At 35.1% G+C, this 19,314-nt stretch carries 22 protein-coding genes; all 22 read left to right on the plus strand.

Annotation, left to right across the window (positions count from 1 at the left end; all coding sequences use genetic code 11):
- The first annotated feature begins 545 nt into the window (after nucleotides 1-545).
- A complete protein-coding gene (spoIIIAA, locus tag BMY13_RS08230) occupies nucleotides 546-1,526 on the plus strand; it encodes a stage III sporulation protein AA (protein WP_092503823.1) in 981 nt (326 codons plus the stop codon).
- Nucleotides 1,471-1,986 carry a stage III sporulation protein SpoIIIAB gene (gene spoIIIAB / locus BMY13_RS08235; protein ID WP_092503825.1) on the plus strand — a complete coding sequence of 172 codons (516 nt, stop codon included), beginning with the start codon at nucleotides 1,471-1,473 and terminating at the stop codon, nucleotides 1,984-1,986. Before spoIIIAA ends, spoIIIAB begins: the two co-directional genes overlap by 56 nt.
- 18 nt (nucleotides 1,987-2,004) lie before the next feature.
- Nucleotides 2,005-2,211 (plus strand): stage III sporulation protein AC, encoded by a 207-nt coding sequence (gene spoIIIAC, locus BMY13_RS08240; protein WP_092492599.1) that lies wholly within the window; start codon nucleotides 2,005-2,007, stop codon nucleotides 2,209-2,211.
- A gap of 6 nt (nucleotides 2,212-2,217) precedes the next feature.
- The gene (gene spoIIIAD / locus BMY13_RS08245) at nucleotides 2,218-2,610 is read left to right on the plus strand and encodes a stage III sporulation protein AD (protein WP_092492600.1); all 393 of its coding nucleotides are present in this window, start codon (nucleotides 2,218-2,220) and stop codon (nucleotides 2,608-2,610) included.
- Nucleotides 2,611-2,646: 36 nt separating this feature from the next.
- The gene (spoIIIAE, locus tag BMY13_RS08250; RefSeq protein ID WP_092503827.1) at nucleotides 2,647-3,822 is read left to right on the plus strand and encodes a stage III sporulation protein AE; all 1,176 of its coding nucleotides are present in this window, start codon (nucleotides 2,647-2,649) and stop codon (nucleotides 3,820-3,822) included.
- A gap of 11 nt (nucleotides 3,823-3,833) precedes the next feature.
- The gene (spoIIIAF, locus tag BMY13_RS08255) at nucleotides 3,834-4,466 is read left to right on the plus strand and encodes a stage III sporulation protein AF (protein WP_092492602.1); all 633 of its coding nucleotides are present in this window, start codon (nucleotides 3,834-3,836) and stop codon (nucleotides 4,464-4,466) included.
- Nucleotides 4,463-5,098, plus strand: a complete 636-nt coding sequence (gene spoIIIAG, locus BMY13_RS08260) for a stage III sporulation protein AG (protein WP_092503829.1) — start codon at nucleotides 4,463-4,465, stop codon at nucleotides 5,096-5,098. The genes spoIIIAF and spoIIIAG overlap by 4 nt, the downstream gene beginning before the upstream one ends.
- Nucleotides 5,099-5,110: 12 nt before the next feature.
- The gene (locus tag BMY13_RS08265; protein ID WP_092492604.1) at nucleotides 5,111-5,674 is read left to right on the plus strand and encodes a SpoIIIAH-like family protein; all 564 of its coding nucleotides are present in this window, start codon (nucleotides 5,111-5,113) and stop codon (nucleotides 5,672-5,674) included.
- Between the two features lie 324 nt (nucleotides 5,675-5,998).
- Complete coding sequence (accB, locus tag BMY13_RS08270) at nucleotides 5,999-6,505, plus strand: acetyl-CoA carboxylase biotin carboxyl carrier protein (protein WP_092503831.1); 507 nt, start codon at nucleotides 5,999-6,001, stop codon at nucleotides 6,503-6,505.
- A gap of 13 nt (nucleotides 6,506-6,518) precedes the next feature.
- Complete coding sequence (gene accC, locus BMY13_RS08275) at nucleotides 6,519-7,880, plus strand: acetyl-CoA carboxylase biotin carboxylase subunit (RefSeq protein WP_092503833.1); 1,362 nt, start codon at nucleotides 6,519-6,521, stop codon at nucleotides 7,878-7,880.
- Nucleotides 7,881-7,892: 12 nt separating this feature from the next.
- The gene (locus tag BMY13_RS08280) at nucleotides 7,893-8,279 is read left to right on the plus strand and encodes an Asp23/Gls24 family envelope stress response protein (RefSeq protein ID WP_092492607.1); all 387 of its coding nucleotides are present in this window, start codon (nucleotides 7,893-7,895) and stop codon (nucleotides 8,277-8,279) included.
- Between the two features lie 267 nt (nucleotides 8,280-8,546).
- Entirely contained in the window at nucleotides 8,547-8,927 is a 381-nt protein-coding gene (nusB, locus tag BMY13_RS08285) for a transcription antitermination factor NusB (RefSeq protein ID WP_092492608.1), read from the plus strand.
- 14 nt (nucleotides 8,928-8,941) lie between these two features.
- Nucleotides 8,942-9,802 carry a bifunctional methylenetetrahydrofolate dehydrogenase/methenyltetrahydrofolate cyclohydrolase FolD gene (folD, locus tag BMY13_RS08290; RefSeq protein ID WP_092503836.1) on the plus strand — a complete coding sequence of 287 codons (861 nt, stop codon included), beginning with the start codon at nucleotides 8,942-8,944 and terminating at the stop codon, nucleotides 9,800-9,802.
- Complete coding sequence (gene xseA / locus BMY13_RS08295) at nucleotides 9,792-11,141, plus strand: exodeoxyribonuclease VII large subunit (RefSeq protein ID WP_092503838.1); 1,350 nt, start codon at nucleotides 9,792-9,794, stop codon at nucleotides 11,139-11,141. Before folD ends, xseA begins: the two co-directional genes overlap by 11 nt.
- Nucleotides 11,134-11,367: an exodeoxyribonuclease VII small subunit gene (locus tag BMY13_RS08300; RefSeq protein WP_092492611.1), complete on the plus strand. Its 234-nt coding sequence runs from the start codon at nucleotides 11,134-11,136 to the stop codon at nucleotides 11,365-11,367. The genes xseA and BMY13_RS08300 overlap by 8 nt, the downstream gene beginning before the upstream one ends.
- A gap of 2 nt (nucleotides 11,368-11,369) precedes the next feature.
- Complete coding sequence (locus tag BMY13_RS08305) at nucleotides 11,370-12,254, plus strand: polyprenyl synthetase family protein (RefSeq protein ID WP_245736061.1); 885 nt, start codon at nucleotides 11,370-11,372, stop codon at nucleotides 12,252-12,254.
- Nucleotides 12,255-12,936: 682 nt separating this feature from the next.
- Nucleotides 12,937-13,521 (plus strand): hypothetical protein, encoded by a 585-nt coding sequence (locus BMY13_RS08310; protein WP_092492612.1) that lies wholly within the window; start codon nucleotides 12,937-12,939, stop codon nucleotides 13,519-13,521.
- A 65-nt stretch (nucleotides 13,522-13,586) separates the two neighbouring features.
- The gene (locus BMY13_RS08315) at nucleotides 13,587-14,417 is read left to right on the plus strand and encodes a TlyA family RNA methyltransferase (RefSeq protein WP_092503840.1); all 831 of its coding nucleotides are present in this window, start codon (nucleotides 13,587-13,589) and stop codon (nucleotides 14,415-14,417) included.
- A gap of 19 nt (nucleotides 14,418-14,436) precedes the next feature.
- The gene (gene ahrC / locus BMY13_RS08320; protein ID WP_092492614.1) at nucleotides 14,437-14,886 is read left to right on the plus strand and encodes a transcriptional regulator AhrC/ArgR; all 450 of its coding nucleotides are present in this window, start codon (nucleotides 14,437-14,439) and stop codon (nucleotides 14,884-14,886) included.
- A gap of 16 nt (nucleotides 14,887-14,902) precedes the next feature.
- Entirely contained in the window at nucleotides 14,903-16,624 is a 1,722-nt protein-coding gene (recN, locus tag BMY13_RS08325; RefSeq protein WP_092503842.1) for a DNA repair protein RecN, read from the plus strand.
- A gap of 332 nt (nucleotides 16,625-16,956) precedes the next feature.
- Nucleotides 16,957-18,240: a SpoIVB peptidase gene (spoIVB, locus tag BMY13_RS08330; protein WP_245736062.1), complete on the plus strand. Its 1,284-nt coding sequence runs from the start codon at nucleotides 16,957-16,959 to the stop codon at nucleotides 18,238-18,240.
- A 251-nt stretch (nucleotides 18,241-18,491) separates the two neighbouring features.
- Nucleotides 18,492-19,271 (plus strand): sporulation transcription factor Spo0A, encoded by a 780-nt coding sequence (spo0A, locus tag BMY13_RS08335; RefSeq protein ID WP_092492617.1) that lies wholly within the window; start codon nucleotides 18,492-18,494, stop codon nucleotides 19,269-19,271.
- The last annotated feature ends 43 nt before the right edge of the window (nucleotides 19,272-19,314 follow it).

Below are 19,314 nucleotides of genomic sequence, written 5' to 3' on the forward strand. Positions count from 1 at the left end.
TAAATTCGAAAAGGTATCTTTTTTATAGAAATAGCGCCTCCTGTGTCCGTTAAAAAATAAAAGGTATAGTATAAATTTATTTCTTTAAACCCCCCGTTGATCCGCAATGCGCAGCAACCATCTGTTATGAAAAAGAATTTGTAATAGAGCTAGAGAGGTGTACTTATACAAAAGTATAAAAAATTTCTTACTGCATAAGTGCAACTAAGGCTTGGTGAATACCAAGTTAGGCCGTGACCATGACTAAGAAGACACTACGCAAGCGATAGCTGGAGTATATGTCGCTTTTGTACGCGGAGCGGTGAAAGCGAAGTATTCTGTCGGAATCAATCTAAGCACTCAACCATTATTGAAAATATAGGAAAAGGCACAAAAGAAAATTATCACTATGGTGCAGTTTTTACAATAGCAACAATCTTTTAGAAAAAGCTTTCATAATATCCTTTCACCATAAACTAAGTTTTCTAATGGCTTTTCATTTGTCATAATCTCTCCTTAAAAACATATATCTATTAAAAAGATACTATAAAAAGTGGGGACATGTTATGGAAGAGATATTGCGCCTATTTCCAGAAAGAATTCGACGAGCAATACAATCCAAAACTAAAGATCGTTGGAAGGTTATGCAAGAGATTCGTTTTCGCTTAAATCAACCGGTCGAACTGATTTTTGATGATCATACTGAGTGGATTGAATCAATAAAGCCTGATCGCAACGAAAGTATCTTTGTGCTTAATCAATTAAGCGAATTTTCATTGTACCGTATGGAAGATGAATTACGTGAAGGCTATGTCACTATTGAAGGTGGACATCGTGTTGGTTTATCTGGAAAAGTGAACACATTAAATGGAGCAGTTAAAGCAATTCAGTATATAGCTTTTTTTAATATACGTATTGCTAAACAGAAGGTCGGAGCTGCCTTGTCACTGATTCCATACCTTTATACAGATAGTAACTATCAAAACACACTTTTTATTGGCGCACCACAAACAGGAAAAACGACATTAATACGTGACGTTGCACGATTAATTGGTACAGGCTGGAGTACTGTGTCAGCCCAGAAAGTTGGAATAATAGATGAACGTTCAGAAATAGGTGGATCGAAAAAAGGAATACCACAGCATGACTTAGGTTTAAGAACCGATGTAATGGATGCTTGCCCGAAAGCTGAAGGTATGATGATGATGATCCGATCAATGTCACCTGAAGTACTTATAGTGGACGAAATTGGCAGCGCTAATGATGTACAAGCATTAATGGAGGCAATAAATGCAGGAGTTACAGTTATTTGTACAATACATGGGAAATCTATTGAGGAGTTAAAGAAACGACCATCATTAAAACCGTTATTCGAGTACGATGTTTTTCAACGAATTGTCTTGTTGGATAGACAAAGAAAGCCCGGATATATTCATCGTATATATAATCAAAAAGAAGAAAATATTTTACAGAAAACGAGGTGCTTAAAGAATGAAGTGGATTGGAGCGCTTCTTTTCATAGGCACAACAACATTAATAGGGTTTGAGTTTAGTAGGAAATTAAACGCAAGACCGAAGCATATCAGACAAATGAAAAATGCACTTCAGATATTGGAGGCAGAAATTTTATATAGTCAATTACCCTTACACGACGCTTTTCAGACAATAGCAAAGCAAATTCCTGAACCAACAAGAATCTTTTTTTATCGATTAAGTCGTTCATTATTAAATGAACAAAGTGTTAATTTATACAATGTCTGGGATCAACATGTGAATGACTTGATGAAAGAATCGGCGCTTGGTGCTAATGAAGAAGAAATCTTGCAGCAATTCGGTCGAACACTTGGACAGCATGACTTTGAACAACAGCAAAAACATATTCACTTAACTATCAAACACTTGGATCGAGAGTTGGAAGATGCAAGGGACAGTCAATATAAATATAGCAAGATGGCTAAAAGTTTAGGGTTATTGTGTGGGTTATTCATAGTATTATTGCTCATATAGAGGGAAGGGAGTACATCAATGGCTGTTGATGCGTCAATTTTATTTCAGATTGCAGGTATTGGAATAATTGTAGCTATCATTCATACGATTTTGAAACAGATGGGCAAAGAGGATATTGCACACTTTGCAACAGTTGTCGGATTTGTAATTGTTCTAGTAATTGTTGTTAATCAACTTTCTGATCTATTTCAGCAGATAAAGTCAGTATTCCTTTTCCAGGGGTAGTGATAGATGGATATTATACAAATTGTTGTTCTAGGAATTGTTGCAAGCATTCTATATATCGTATTGAAAGATATGAATTCCTCTTTTGCATTCTTTGTAATTGTTGTTACCGGAGTCCTGATATTTCTAGCAATCATCAAGCAAATTGGAATTATTTTTCAATTAATTGAATCTTTAGGAGAAAAAGCCAATATTGATGGTATGTACATAAATACCATTTTAAAAATAATTGGGATTGCTTATATTGCGGAAATTGGAGCAAATTTAACGAAAGACGCAGGGCTTAGTTCAGTAGCATCTAAAATTGAGCTGGCCGGAAAGATATTCATACTGCTATTGGCAATTCCAATAATTACTGCTGTCATCGAAGCAATATTAAGTTTCATACCTTCAGCCTAGAACTGGACAAGATTTTGAAAGGAGTACGTATGCTGAATGGTACAAAATAAGTTGATTATCATTATTCTTCTAATTCTGCTAGTACTTCTAATTGGACAACAATCTGTTTCAGCTGAACCCAATTCAAATGATATACAAGATAAGATGTTAAATGATATTTCACTAGATGGCATGCAATCCTTTTGGCATACCTTAGTTAATGATTATGGAGGTTATTTACCAGAGCTCGAGAAAACAAGCATTTCTGAATTCATTAAGGATAACGGTTCTTTTTCAATAAAAAACACGTTATGGGGTTTTATTGAATATTTCCTTCATGAGCTCATTATGAATGGGAAACTACTTGGACTTTTATTAATGCTTACATTATTTTCAATGGTTTTACAGACCATGCATGCTGCTTTTGAAGAAAGTACTGTTAGCAAAATTGCATATTTTGTAGTCTATATTGTTTTAATCTTTTTGGCATTGAATAGTTTTTACTTGGCGGTATCTTATGCTAAAGAAGCAATTGACACAATGAGTGGTTTCATGATTGCCTTACTTCCTTTGGTATTAAGTATTATGGCTACGCTTGGAAATGTTATTACTGTCTCATTTTTTCAGCCTATTGTAATTTTTCTAATAAATTTTAGTGGTGTGTTAGTTTCAAAGTTTATTTTACCCTTATTATTCTTATCAGCTCTCTTATTAATTGTTAGCAGCTTGAATGATAATTATAAAGTGACACATTTAGCAAACTTATTTAAAACAGTTGGTTTAGGTGCTTTAGGGATGTTTTTAACAGTGTTTGTAGGAGTAATGTCAGTCGAGGGGGCGTCCACTGCCATAACTGATGGAGTAGCGATGAAAACAACTAAATTTGTTACTGGAAACTTTATTCCGGTAGTCGGGAGAACATTAACTGATGCCGCTGATACTATTTTAAGTGCATCTTTGCTGCTAAAGAACTCCATTGGAATCGTTGGTGTCTTAATTATTGTATTAATAGCAGTATTTCCTGCACTTAAGATATTTGCTATTGCGCTGATATACAAGCTGGCAGCAGCTGTCCTGCAACCAATTGGTGATGGTCCGATAATAACCAGCCTAAACACGATAAGTAATTATATTGTATATATTCTGGCCTGTTTGTTAGCGGTAACGTTAATGTTTTTTCTTGCAATAGTCATTTTGGTTGCAGCAAGTAATATTACACTTCTCCTGCGTTAGGGGGCCTGGAAATGGAGATCCTTACTCAATGGGTTACACAAATTATTATATTCCTTTTGCTAGCTTCCATAGTCGATCTATTAATTCCAGCAACATCAATGAAAAAATATATCAAATTAGTTGTTGGTCTAATATTAATATTAATTTTTTTAAAGCCATTATTTTTCTTGTTTGATTTTAATGCCCAACAGGCTCTGGAGAAGTCATATTCACAAATCATGAACCAGCAACCAGAGGGGGAACAAGTAGAAAATTCAATTAAAATGCAAAAAAGTGAAATACAAGAGTCTCAGAATGCATATATTTTAGAACAAACGGTTGTCCAATTAAAGGAACTGGCAAAAAAGCCATTACAGGAAGATTATCAGTTAGAAATATCAGATATTGAGTTTCCACAGACTGAACTATTTGCAGAAACAGAGCTTACTGATGAGAATTTTGATGAAGTCATTGTGTATCTTGATGAATCATCTGAAGGGGAGGGAGAAGTGAGTGCTATTGAGGATGTTGTAATAAATACGGACAAGACAGTAGCGAATGAAGTTAATAAGTTAGATGTGAATGGAATTAAACTATTATTACAGGATACTTGGGAGATAGACAACAAGAAGTTAACAATCTTGTGGGAAGGAGGTACACCTTGAAGAAACAAATAAAGGATTTTTTGCAAACAAAAAAATCTGAACATGGAGGCAAGATATCTAAAAAGGCAGGATACATTTTAGTCGTTGGTTTAGTTGGACTGTTACTAATCATAATTGGCAATATTTTTTCAACTTCAGCAACAGAAGATAATCAATCGCTCAACAATGTAACGAGTGAAGTTGATAAACCAGTAGAGGAAACTTTTTCTGATAAATCAAAAAGCACCTCAAATGTAGATGAAATAGAGAAGAGTTATGAAGATAATTTAAAAGAAATGCTTGATAAAATTCAAGGTGTTTCAAACGTTGAAGTAATGGTGAATCTAGAATCTACTAAAGTTAAAGTTTATGAAAAAAACTTAATTGCTGGGCAGCAATCTACAACAGAGTCTGATAAAAATGGCGGGACAAGAGAGATTGAAGATAATACTAAGGAGACACAAGTTGTACTGGTAAGACAAGGAGACAAAGAAGTCCCGTTGCTTATACAAACAAAAAAGCCTGAGGTAAGAGGGGTGTTCGTTGTTGCAAAGGGGGTTGATCATGCAACGGTAAAAAAATGGGTAATTGATTCAGTATCTCGTGTACTCGATGTTCCAACACATAGAGTTTCAGTAATGCCAAAAAATTAGGAGGATTTATTTATGTTGAAAAAACAAACTGTGTGGCTTTTAACAATGTTAAGTTTAATGATTGTGTTGAGTGTCTATTATATTACGTCCCCGGACAGTGGTGATCTTGCTTATTTACCTGAAGGAGATGACTCATCTGAAGAGGCATCATCACCTGATTCATCTGCAAGTGACGCAAGTAATACCGATGCAGACGTAGACGACATTTCCAACCTGGGACAGGATCAGTTTTTTACTACACTTCGTATGGAAGTGCAGAATGAGCGAAGTGCAGAAAAAGACCGTTTGGATGATGTCGTTGCCTCAAGCAGCGCAAGTATTCAAGAGAAAAATGAAGCCAGGGATCAGATTAACCAAATAGAAAGTATTTCTTCAAAAGAAATAATTTTAGAAGAATCTATTGTAGCTTCAGCTGATTATAATGATGTTCTAGTTCGCCATGATGAGGATAAGGTGCATGTACATGTTAAAGCTGATCAACTAAACAAAACCGAAGTAGTTAACATTATGCAGATGGTAAAAGATGAGTTTGGTGAGATAACTGTAGATGTTAATGTTCAGCCAACTGAAAGCTAAGCAGTTGATACAAAACCGGGCGAACTAATTCGTCCGGTTTTTTGCATCTGAGAAAGTATAAATACTTTTTACTACATAAGTGCACTAAGCTTCATCATCAAAGCCTAAGTCATGTTTTCAAATGTTGTAATAAAATTATTCGCATAAAACCGATATCATTGATATAATTGTAGTGTGAAAACGTTTTACATACATATCAGGAGCAAATTATCAAACATACTGCATTCTATTATGGGTTGAAGTTTTACTTATACTTGTCGTAGAATGTTAAGAGGAGTTTTTAGTACCTGTTATTAATTTGTAATAAACGAAGGGGTGCCAGACATGTTAAAAGTACAGGAAATACGTGAATTAATAAAATTAGTAGATCAATCTACAATTGATGAGTTTAGTTATGAGACAAATGGAACAACTGTTACAATGAAGAAGTCTAGTGACAATCCAGGGGTTAAGTTAAACGAAGCTTATGAAGTACCTGTAGAAAAACCTGCTGAAAAAATTAAAGTTGAAGAACCTAAAGCAAATGAAGAGAAAAAAGCAGTAAAACAATCAGAAAAAGAACCAGTTGAAAAAGAAGAAACAACAGACTTCGATTTTGAGATTGTTTCTCCAATGGTAGGTACGCTTTATATTGCACCTGAACCGGAAAGTGATCCATACGTAAAAAAGGGATCTAAAGTCGAAAACGATTCCGTTGTTTGTATTGTAGAAGCAATGAAACTATTTAATGAAATTGAAGCAGAAGTTTCAGGTGAAATCGTTGAAATCTTAGTGGAAGATGGCGAATTAGTAGAATATGGTCAACCACTATTTAGAGTAAAGACTAAATAAGGGGATGTAGCGTGTGATTAAAAAGCTGTTAATCGCAAACAGAGGAGAAATAGCTGTTCGAATAATACGGGCATGCAAAGAAATGGAAATTGAAACAGTTGCCGTATATTCTGAAGCAGACAAAGAAGCATTACATGTTCAGTTAGCAGATGAAGCGTATTGTATTGGACCAACGTTAAGCAAAGACAGTTACTTGAATTTCACTAATATTATGAGTGTAGCTACCTTAACCGAAGTTGATGCAATTCATCCTGGCTATGGCTTTCTTGCTGAAAATGCTGATTTTGCAGAAATTTGCAAGGCGTGCAATATTAAGTTTGTTGGTCCCACTGCCCAGGCAATTCAAAAAATGGGAATTAAAGATGTTGCCAGAGAAACAATGAAAGCAGCTAATGTACCCATTGTGCCAGGGTCAGAAGGTATAATCGAAAACGAAGAGGAAGCAATAAAGATTGCAAATGAAATTGGTTATCCCGTAATTATTAAAGCAACAGCTGGTGGCGGCGGAAAAGGTATTCGAATTGCTAAAACAGAAGAGGATTTGATTAAAGGAATTCGAGTAACACAAAAAGAAGCCGAAACAGCTTTCGGGAATCCGGGTGTGTACATAGAAAAATTCATAGAGGACTTTAGACATGTTGAAATTCAGGTATTAGCCGACCAGCATGGAAATGTTGTACACTTAGGTGAGAGGGATTGTACGATTCAACGGAGACTACAAAAGTTGATTGAAGAAACACCATCCCCAGCTATCACACCTGAAATTCGTTCTAAAATGGGTGAAGCTTCTGTGAAAGCTGCTAAGGCAGTTGACTATGTTGGTGCAGGAACAATTGAATATATTTTCGATCGAACTAGCCAATCATTTTATTTTATGGAAATGAATACTAGAATCCAAGTCGAACATCCTGTAACAGAAATGGTTACTGGAGTGGACTTAATTAAAGAACAGATTAGAATTGCGAATAATGAAAAGTTATCATTTGAACAAGATGAAATCGAATTTGATGGATGGGCAATCGAATGTAGGATCAATGCAGAAAATCCTTTCAAAAACTTCATGCCTTCACCTGGAAGAATTGAAATGTACTTACCACCTGGTGGATTAGGGGTACGAATTGATTCAGCTGCATATCCTGGTTATAGCATCCCTCCATTCTATGATTCAATGATTGCAAAGTTAATAACGTATGGTCCGACTCGTCAAGAAGCTATAAACAGAATGAAGCGCTCTTTGGATGAATTTGTTGTAGAAGGAGTCGATACAACAATTCCATTTCATCGTCTTATAATGGATAATGATGTATTTGTGAAAGGAGATTTCAATACGAATTTCCTTGAGGATAATCCAATTGTACAGAAGAAGGAAGATTAAAGGAGTGAAAAGATGAGCGAACAGCCATTGTTGAACGTAAGTGACGATTCAAGCCTAGGTAAAGTTGAAATTGCACCAGAAGTAATTGAAGTAATAACTGGTATAGCGTCTTCTGAAGTAGACGGTATATCATCAATGCGGGGTAATTTTGCAACTGGAGTTGTGGAACGTTTTGGTAAAAAGTCGCATGGTAAAGGTGTGAAAGTTGAACTAACCGAAACTGGAATACTTATCGATTTATTTGTTGTCTTAAACTTTGGAGTATCTATTCCAAAAGTAGCACAACAACTTCAGGAAAATATTAGACAAACATTAAAAAATATGACAGCACTGGAAATTGATGAAATTAATGTGCATGTAGTTGGTATCCATATGGAAGGTGCAGAGGAAAACGAATAAATTTCAAGGTCAAAAGAAGTAATTTCTTTTGACCTTAATTTGTTTTCAAGGCAGTTAAGAAAGAAAGTATAAATACTTCATTACTGCATTAGCAAAACTAAGTACTAGCCATCAAGGCTTGCACTCCAAAGGAGGGAGTTCTAAGAATGCATATTAGGGATCCCTTTAACGATAGCCCAGGTTATCTTAGATTGGTTTGATTCTAGCTTTGCATACATAATCATGTTATTATTTGAGAGAGATATGGAATAAAAGGAGCTATGAAAGATGAACCGACATACAGCTAGAGAAAAAGCATTTCAAGTACTTTTTCAATTGGATATTAATGATAACAACCCTGATAAAGCAGTTGAAGAACATCTTGAAACATTGGAAATAGATGCATTTTTAATGGGGCTCGTTCAAGGTGTAACAAAAAATAAGACAGCAATTGACGATATTATTTCCTACCATTTGGAAAATTGGACAATTGATCGAATCGCTTCAGTCGAAAAAACAATTCTACGTATTGCTATTTTGGAAATAAACTATATAGATGATATACCAACAAATGTATCTATAAATGAAGCGGTAGAATTAGCTAATATGTACGGTGATGAAAAATCCGGAAAGTTTGTAAATGGTGTTTTGTCAAAAATCATAGCCTAAAGGGGGATACAGCTGTGTCTGCTGACATAATTAAAGGAAAAGAACTAGCACATAAACTAAAAGAGGAAATGAGTAAGGAAGTACTGTTTCTAAAAGAACAAGGCTTAGTTCCACATTTAACTGTAATATTAATTGGAGATAATCCCGCTTCAAAGTCATATGTAAATGGCAAGAAAAAAGCCTCTGGCGAAACCGGCATATCTTCTGATGTTATAGAAATGGGAGTATCTACTTCTGAGAAAGAGTTGTTGAAGAAAATACAGGAATTAAATAATGATCAATCTGTCCATGGTATTTTAGTACAACTCCCTCTTCCAAAACACATAGATGAACAACATGTAATCGAAGCTATTAGTCCAGCTAAAGATGTTGATGGTTTCCACCCAATTAATATTGGACGAATGATTACTGGTAAAGACACATTTTTACCTTGTACTCCATCTGGAATATTAACAATGTTAAAATCATACGATGTTACAATTGAAGGAAAACATGCTGTTATTATTGGGCGAAGTAATATTGTTGGAAAACCTGTTGGTCAGTTATTATTAAATGAAAATGCTACGGTTACATATTGCCATTCAAAAACAACCAAGTTAATAGATTTCACATCAAAAGCAGATATATTAATCGTAGCTGTAGGAAGACCTAATGCAATACGTGAAGAACATATCAAAGAAGGCGCTGCAGTTATAGATGTTGGAATTAATCGCTTAGAGGATGGATCACTAACTGGAGACGTCGACTTTGACGCTGTCTTCGAAAAGGCTTCTTATATTTCACCTGTTCCTAGAGGCGTAGGACCTATGACAATAACTATGCTATTGCAAAATACGATTAAAGCAGCTAAAGGATTGTCTAAAAGTGAAAGATAATTACCTAACAGTTACTGCATTAACTAAATATATCAAGCGAAAGTTCGATACTGATTCCCATTTAAAAAATATTTGGCTAAAAGGTGAAATTTCCAATTTCAAACATCATAGTCGTGGACATATGTATCTAACTATAAAAGACGATAATACAAGAGTACAAGCAGTTATGTTTGCAGGCAATAATCGTATGTTAAAGTTCACACCTGAAAATGGTATGAATGTTTTAATAAAAGGTGAGATTGGTGTTTTTGAGCCGTATGGTCAATATCAGTTGTATATCAAGCAAATGGAACCGGACGGAATCGGCTCCTTATATTTAGCATTTGAACAGCTTAAAGAAAAATTGCATAAAAAAGGTTTTTTTGATAAGAGTCATAAAAAAGAACTTCCGAGGTTTCCTAAAAGTATTGGTGTTATCACTTCGCCTACTGGAGCAGCGGTTCGTGATATTGTTACAACAATAGAAAGAAGATTTCCTATTGTAAAAACTACTGTAATCCCTGTACTTGTTCAAGGACCAAATGCAGTACAATCTATTTATAATGCAATAAATTCAGCCAATCAGCAAGGTGGTTTTGACGTTTTAATAGTTGGACGTGGAGGAGGTTCTATTGAAGATTTATGGTGTTTTAATGAGGAAAAAGTCGCAAATGCAATTTTTCAATCATCGATACCTGTAATATCAGCAGTTGGCCATGAAACAGATATTACGATTAGTGATTATGTCGCTGATTTACGTGCTCCTACCCCTACTGGAGCTGCAGAGGTTGCAGTACCATCTCAACTTGAATTAACTGATAGAATTAACGGAATGCAACGTTCATTAACAAGAATGATGAACGAAAATGTGCAGAGTTCCCAGCAACATTTAAATCGTATAAAACAATCCTATGCATTCCGATATCCCGAACATTTAATAACCCAAAAAGAGCAAGAACTGGATAAACATGTAGAACGTCTTGAGAAAACGTTTAATTCGGAGTGGAAAAAGAAAAAAGACACACTTATTAATATGAATACCAGATTTGAAGCACAGCACCCAGAACGACAGCTTGAACGTGCTAGGAAAGAACTAAAGATGTTCATAAAGCAAACTAATTATTTGATGGATAAAATATTAGAACAGAAAGCAACCAGCCTAAATAGTGCTATTGAAAAACTATCGTTATTAAACCCACTTGAAACGATGAAACGTGGGTATGCCATACCATATGCTCAATCAGGCAATATAATTAATTCTACTGATGGTGTAAGTGAAAATGACGAAATCGTTGTTAAACTATCAGACGGCACACTTGAATGTCGTGTATTAGACGTGAAGGAGGAGAGCAATGGATAAGGAAAACAATATTTCATTTGAAGAAGCAATGGTACAATTAGAAAAAATTGTTGGAAAGTTAGAAGAAGGCGATGTTCCATTGGAAAAGGCAATAACTTATTATCAGGAAGGCATGAAGCTTTCCAAAGTTTGTAGCGATAAATTATCAAATGTTCAAGAGAAAATGACACAAATTATGAATGAACAGGGTGAACTTGAATCATTTGAGGTACAGGAGGAAGAGTGATTGTGCAGCAAAAGTTAAATGATTTTATTAATGAGAATAAATCAATGATACAAGAAGAAATGAAAACCCATATGCACAATTTGGACATTCCAGTTCGCTTAAAAAAATCCATGCTATATTCCATAGAGGCTGGAGGAAAACGCCTTAGACCAATTTTGTTGTTGGCGGGTTTTAAGGCATATGGTACTAACATAAAAAAAGTATTATCCACTGCGATAGCACTTGAAATGATCCACACGTATTCGCTTGTACACGATGATTTGCCAGCAATGGATGATGATGATCTTCGTCGCGGGCAGCCAACAAATCACAAGGTATTTGATGATGCAACAGCCATTTTAGCTGGAGATGCTTTATTAACATATAGTTTTGAACTAATTACCAATGATCCTTACTTATCGGATACGCAGAAAGTTTATATTATTAAACTTCTTACAGAAGCAAGTGGACCTAAGGGTATGGTGGCAGGGCAAATACTTGATATGGAAGCAGAAAAGAAAGAAATTAACCTTCAAGAACTGGAAACAATTCATACATTAAAAACAGGTGAATTACTTAGGTTTGCAATTAGATCTGGAGCCTACATTGGGGAAGCAACGAATGCACAGGTTGAATACTTGGATGAATTTGCTTATTATTTAGGATTAATATTTCAAGTACAAGACGATATTTTGGATGTAACTGGTGATCCGGATAAAATTGGTAAACCTGTTGGTAGTGATGAAGTTAACCAAAAAAATACATACCCAAAATTACTGGGGTTAGATGGAGCTATTGAGAAAAAACAATACTATGTAAAAATGGCAAAAAGAGCATTGGAAAATGCGAATGCCGAGACATCTTATTTAATGTTACTAACGGATTATTTTAGCAATCGTGATTATTAAGCACTTATTAGAATTATTTCTAATAATATGGTATAATAAAAATATAATAGGAATGGTGCAGTATTCTAGTCAGTCTTCCGTTTCTGAAGGCGGGCCTAAAAATCCGCCAAAGGGCATATCGATGAAGTTCCTTGTGTTGGCTTGAGGCGCCCAGCCTTGGGTCAGTGCTGGGAGTTAAGGTTTTCGGGCGATCCACAAAGGCATGTGGGCGTTGACCCGATTACCGCGGAGGCCCATATCTGTGGTGGTAACTAAGCCTAGGGATCACTATGGAATGGGGTATGAACCTGTAGAATAGGGAAAGGGACACCTTATTTGCAGCGTAGCCTGCCTTGAGTGGTGGTGAGGGGATTAGAGTCGTAAATAACGAGCCAAGTGGCCACTAGCTTGATTATTTTTATCTCTATGAAATCAACACTGCAAAAGAGGCTAGGGGGCGGTTAAAGACTGCTGAGGAAATCTCCTAGACTGTTCCAAAGACATTTAAAAGGGAATATAGTGCGGACTAAGTGGTAATCCAGTCTAGCTTTGGGAAACTAAGCTAAGATGATATTAAAGGGGAACCGCCTGTTTGGTAACAATGGGTTATCATCTGGGAAAACCTACTGGACCTAAAGCCGCAATTTTAACCTTTTAAGTGACCATTCCTAATTTACATATTCAAATTAGTTAGAGGTAGAAAATGAAATCACAAATAAGAAAATCAGTTAAATTTAGTTTAATTATTGCCGTTATCACATTTGTGTTAGCGGCTATTTTTTCAATAATCTCATCCTCTATCCTAAGTGAAGTAGCCTGGATTATAGGATTAGTTATTGTATTTTTTATCGTATTAATTGGTGTCGTTTTCGACATGCTAGGTATAGCATCAACTGCAGCAAATGAAGCGCCGTTTCATGCAATGGCAGCGGAAAAGGTAAATGGTGCTAAAGAATCTGTTATTATTATTCGAAATGCTGATAAGTTTGCTAGCTTTTGTAATGACGTGATTGGTGATATATCTGGAATTGTTAGTGGTACGGCATCCGCAATAGTCGTACTCCAAATAGCTAATCTTTTTGGACAGGGTGAAGGTTCAACAATACAAATCGTATTATCAGTATTAATTACCAGTTTTGTTGCAGCATTTACAGTAGGTGGAAAGGCAATTGGCAAATACCTAGCAATAAATGCTTCGACTAAAATAATATCTTTTGCAGGAAAGGTTATAGCCTTTATAGAAAGTAACTTTAAAATTCGCATACTACCAAAAGAGAAAAAAAAGTAATTGGTTAAATAAATTTAAGTACACATTTTCAAACATCCAAATAATTATGCAGAGGAAACTTTTTAATGGCTAAAAAACGTCTAGATATTATGTTAGTAGACAGAAAATTAATCGAAACGAGAGAAAAGGCAAAACGAGTAATTATGGCTGGGCTAGTGTTCTCTGAGCAGCATCGACTAGAAAAGCCTGGAATGAAAGTTGATGAAGATATTCCAATTACAGTAAAGGGAAAGATGTTTCCATATGTGGGCCGTGGCGGATTAAAACTCGAAAAAGCATTAAATTATTTTGCTATTTCTCTCGATAACAGAATTATGGTTGATGTGGGGTCATCAACAGGTGGCTTTACAGATTGTGCATTACAAAATGGTGCACGACTTTGTTATGCAATTGACGTAGGATATAATCAATTAGATTGGAAATTAAGAAATGACGATCGCGTGGTTGTAATGGAAAAGACTAACTTCCGTTATGTTACCCCTGAAATGATAAGTTATGGTTCACCTGACTTTGCAACAATAGATGTATCATTTATTTCTTTATCAATTATTTTACCGGTTCTAAGCCAGTTGTTAAGAAACGATAGTGACATAGTTGCGTTAATAAAGCCGCAATTTGAAGCTGGAAGAGATCAAGTAGGGAAGAAAGGAATTGTTCGTGATAAAAGTGTACATCTTTCTGTATTAAGAAAAATTACAGACTTTGCTGAAAAAGAAGGATATCATTTAATTAGTCTAACTTATTCTCCTATTACAGGAGGCGAAGGTAATATAGAGTTTTTGGCTCACTGGGGCTGGAAATCTGAAAAAGAAGGATTTAGACCATCAGATATTGAATTAGAAACAATAGTAGACGATGCTCACCAGGATTTGACAGTAAACAAAAAAAATTATTAGTAGTATATGGAGGCTTTCCATGAGTAAAATCCAACGTCATATTAAAATACGCGAACTAATTACGGATAGTGAAATAGAAACGCAGGACGAGCTGGTTGATCGGTTAAAATCACTTGGCTACAATGTAACCCAAGCTACAGTATCACGTGATATCAAAGAATTGCATCTTGTGAAAGTTCCATCAGTAAATGGTGATTATAAATATAGTCTACCGGCAGATCAACGATTTAATCCATTAGATAAATTGAAGCGCTTAATTACTGATGCTTTTGTTAAAATTGAACATGCTAGTCATTTTATAGTATTAAGAACGTTACCTGGAAATGCTCATGCCATTGGCGTTTTAATCGATAATTTGGAATGGGAAGAGATTATGGGAACTATTTGTGGTGATGATACATGTTTAATTATTTGCAGAACGGAGCAGGATTCAGATTCCATTAAGAATCGCTTTATAAGTATGCTTTAGTAATGGGGGGACATATGTGTTAACAGAACTGTCTATACAGGATTTCGCTATTATTGATAAAATATCTATTACATTTAATGAAGGTCTTACTGTTTTAACAGGAGAAACTGGTGCAGGTAAATCAATAATTATTGATGCTGTACAATTACTTGCTGGTGGCCGAGGATCAGTTGAATTTGTTCGGCATGGGACGAGTAAAGCAGAGATTGAAGGCTTGTTCACTCTCGACTCTAAAGATCACAAAATTTTTGCTACAGGCAATTATTATGGTATTGACATCCAAGATGAAATGGTTGTATTACATAGAACTATTACAGCGAGTGGAAAAAGTATTTGCCGAGTGAACGGTAAATTAGTAACATTGGCAATTTTAAAAGAGTTTGGAAAGAATTTAATTGATATACATAGTCAACATGAAACACAATCACTTATGAATTCAGAAAATCATATTGATTTACTTGACCAATTTGATGAAAAGAAAATTAAGAAATCTAAAGATGAATACACCAAATTATATGAAAAGCTTTCATCACTAAAAAAGCGATATAAAGAGTTAAGTGAAAATGAGCAGGAAATGACACATCGTTTGGATTTACTGCAATTCCAAATTAACGAACTGGAACAAGCTGAACTGGTTCCAAACGAAGATGTCGAGTTGAACGAAGAACGTAGTCAATTAGCGAACTTTGAGAGAATTTATACAGGGCTACAGGATGCATATAATGCTCTCTATGGAGAACAGAAAGGGATCGAATGGTTAAATGAAGCGAATCAAGCACTTCAGGATAACCAGGAATATGATTCTTTTATTGCAGAAAAAGCTGAGGCAATGTCAAATCATTACTTTTTGATTGAAGAACTGATGTATGATTTGCGTAATTATACTGATACATTGCAATATGACCCAGGCCGACTTAACGAAATTGAATCCAGATTAAATGAAATAAATCGCCTAAAGAAAAAATATGGGTCATCGGTGGATGAAATTTTAGAATATATGGGTAAAATCGAAGAAGAGATCGAACAAATAACAAACAAAGACTCACATTTATCCAAGTTAGCAGAGGAAATTAATGAAATTAGTCAAGATGCATACCTGGAAGCAAAACAATTACACGATTTGCGAAAAAAAGCAGCCCAATCATTGAAAAAAGACATTCAAAAAGAGTTAAAAGGTCTCTATTTGGAGAAAGCCTCTTTTTCAGTTGAATTTGATACTAAAGAAAGTACAGAACAGAGAACGTTTAAAGAAAATGTGAAGATGCATAAAAATGGTTTTGATTATATACATTTTTTAATTTCAACTAATCCAGGCGAACCGCTAAAAGAATTAAATAAAACTGCTTCAGGTGGCGAACTATCGCGGATTATGCTTGCGTTAAAGAAAATATTTGCAAAACATCAAGGTGTAACCAGTGTGATCTTTGATGAAGTTGACACAGGTGTTAGTGGTCGAGTCGCCCAAGCTATAGCTGAAAAAATTTACCAAATATCAAATCAATCACAGGTCTTATGCATCACCCATTTGCCACAAGTTGCTGCAATGTCAGACACGCACAAGCTTATTAAGAAATTAGAAAAAAATAAAAGAACCTCTACTGAAGTATTAGAATTATCAGTAAAACAAAAAACCGATGAGTTGGGCAGAATGATTACTGGTACAAAATTAACAGAAACTGCTCAAAAACATGCTAATGAATTACTTGAACTAGCATCAACCTATAAAACCAAAATTTAATGGATAAATTAGAAACAAAAGCCAGATGCTATACTATCTGGTTTTTTATTTACAATTAAAAAAGTAAAAATATACTTTCAGTGCAAAAGTGCAACTTAGGTATTCATCACTAAGGTTTTAGTTCTAAGAAAACAAAATACGCTTTCACAAAAGCATTTAACAAAATGTTAGGTTTTCTAATATACATATTGTTCCCCAATTTACTAAAAAGGAAATGTTACACATCTTTTCTTATTTTTCACCAGTTTAAAACACATGCAGTTAGGTCAAATTAGAAGTACAGAGATGAATAAATTATTGGTATGGGTTAGGAAACGAGGAGAGTGAATTGGGTGAAGCATATAAATAATATTCGAATATGGGTAGGTGTCCTGCTGCTAATCGCAGTTTTGGCAGCACCGTTTATAACACCAATAAAAGATTACCTTGCCATTCCTAATCAAGTTGTAACATTTGATAACCAATCTTCATCTATAAATGTTCCAGTTCTTGGGAGCAACGTAGATATCGGTTCCTCGGGTAATAGTAACCACACTATTGATTCCTCCGAATTTTATGCAAAAGAACCTGGAAATAGTCAGCTCATTTATGAAGTCGCAGGACTCCCGATAAAAAAAGTGGATGTTTCGGTTCTTGATGATATTCGTGTGACTCCAGGAGGTCAATCCATTGGTGTACAACTTCATACATTAGGAGTACTTGTAGTTGGGCATCACCAAATTAAGGGTGAAAAAGGAATGTTATCACCAGGGGAAGATGCAAATATCCAAGTAGGTGATGTAATTTTGGAAATAAATGGTAACCAAATTAAAAAAATGAAAGATGTAAAACCATATGTAGAAAAGGCGGGAAAAGAAAATAAAAAACTTGAGTTAACGATCAAACGGGGAAAGGAGACGATTGAAACCACATTAGACCCTGTTAAGGATAGTAAGGAAAAGGAATATCGTATTGGACTTTATATAAGAGATTCCGCAGCAGGAATTGGAACGATGACATTTTATGATCCAAAGTCCAAGAAATATGGAGCGCTAGGACATGTCATTTCCGATATGGATACTCAAAAGCCAATTGAAATTCATAATGGAACCATCGTCCAATCGAATGTAACTTCGATTGAAAAAGGAAACAATGGTACACCTGGTGAAAAACAGGCAAAATTTTCAGTTAAAGATAATAAAATTGGAAGTATTACCAAGAACAGTCCGTATGGTATCTTTGGGGAGTTGAATAGTCCGATTAAAAATGGAAAATATGACAAACCTATGCCTATCGCACTTTCTCACCAGGTCAAAGAAGGTCCAGCAAAAATCCTTACAGTTGTTGAGGGCGAGGAAGTTGAAGAATTTGAAGTTGAAATCGTAAGTAGTGTGCCGCAAAATTTTCCGGCAACTAAAGGAATGATAATTCAAATCACGGACCCTGAACTCTTAAAGAAAACTGGTGGTATAGTTCAGGGAATGAGTGGTAGTCCAATTATTCAGGATGAAAAAATAATTGGTGCTGTGACGCATGTATTTGTCAATGATCCAACCTCAGGATACGGTGTTCACATTGAGTGGATGCTACAAGAAGCAGGAATTGAAATATATGATGAAAAAGATAAAGCAAGTTAATAAAAGGGCTTGTTATAGGAATTAACCTATGACAAGTCTTTTTTATGTTATACTTAATATATATTTTTCGACAAACCTGTCACATTTTTGTCAAAATATATAGAATTATATCGATAATACGAGATAATAAGCGAAAATCAAAGTTAATACAAAAAAAACCAAAGTTTTTTGATAAAAAAAAGGATATTTGAATCTTATGTCGAATATGTTACTTGGATAAAGTTCGAATTACATAAAAGGAGGAAATTTTAGTGGAGAAAATTTCAGTTTGTTTAGTAGATGATAACAGGGAACTTGTTCAGCTTATGGAAGAGTACTTTGAAGATCAGCAGGATATTGAAGTTATTGGTGTTGCGTATAACGGAAGAGAATGTCTGGAAATGTTGGAAGAGATGCAGCCTGATGTTTTGGTTTTAGATATTATCATGCCTCATGTAGACGGCTTGGGGGTGTTAAATACTATTCGTGGCACAGAAAGGGAAAAATATCCTAACGTAATTATGCTTACTGCTTTCGGACAGGAAGAAGTTATGAAAAAAGCAGTAGATTTAGGTGCATCATATTTTATTTTGAAACCGTTCGATTTGGATAATCTTTCTGACCAAATCCGCCAAGTACAAGGAAATATTACATTACAAGCTAGTCCTAAAAAGGCAAATAATAAAGAGCGTAAGAAAAAGGATTTAGAGGCAAGTATAACTAATATTATTCATGAAATCGGAGTTCCGGCACATATTAAAGGATATATGTATTTAAGGGAAGCAATTACAATGGTTTATAATGATATAGAACTATTAGGTTCCATAACAAAAGTGCTCTATCCAGATATTGCAAAAAAATTCAATACCACAGCATCACGCGTGGAGCGAGCTATCCGTCATGCAATCGAAGTGGCATGGAGTCGTGGTAATATTGACTCCATATCGGCGTTATTCGGTTATACCGTTAGTATTTCTAAAGCAAAGCCTACGAACTCAGAATTTATTGCCATGGTAGCTGATCGTTTGCGATTAGAGCACAAAGCAAGTTAAGATAAAAAACCTGTATGAGATAGGATTCCCATACAGGTTTTTT

It is taken from the genome of Virgibacillus subterraneus (genome assembly GCF_900110695.1).
GTDB lineage: Bacteria > Bacillota > Bacilli > Bacillales > Amphibacillaceae > Lentibacillus > Lentibacillus subterraneus.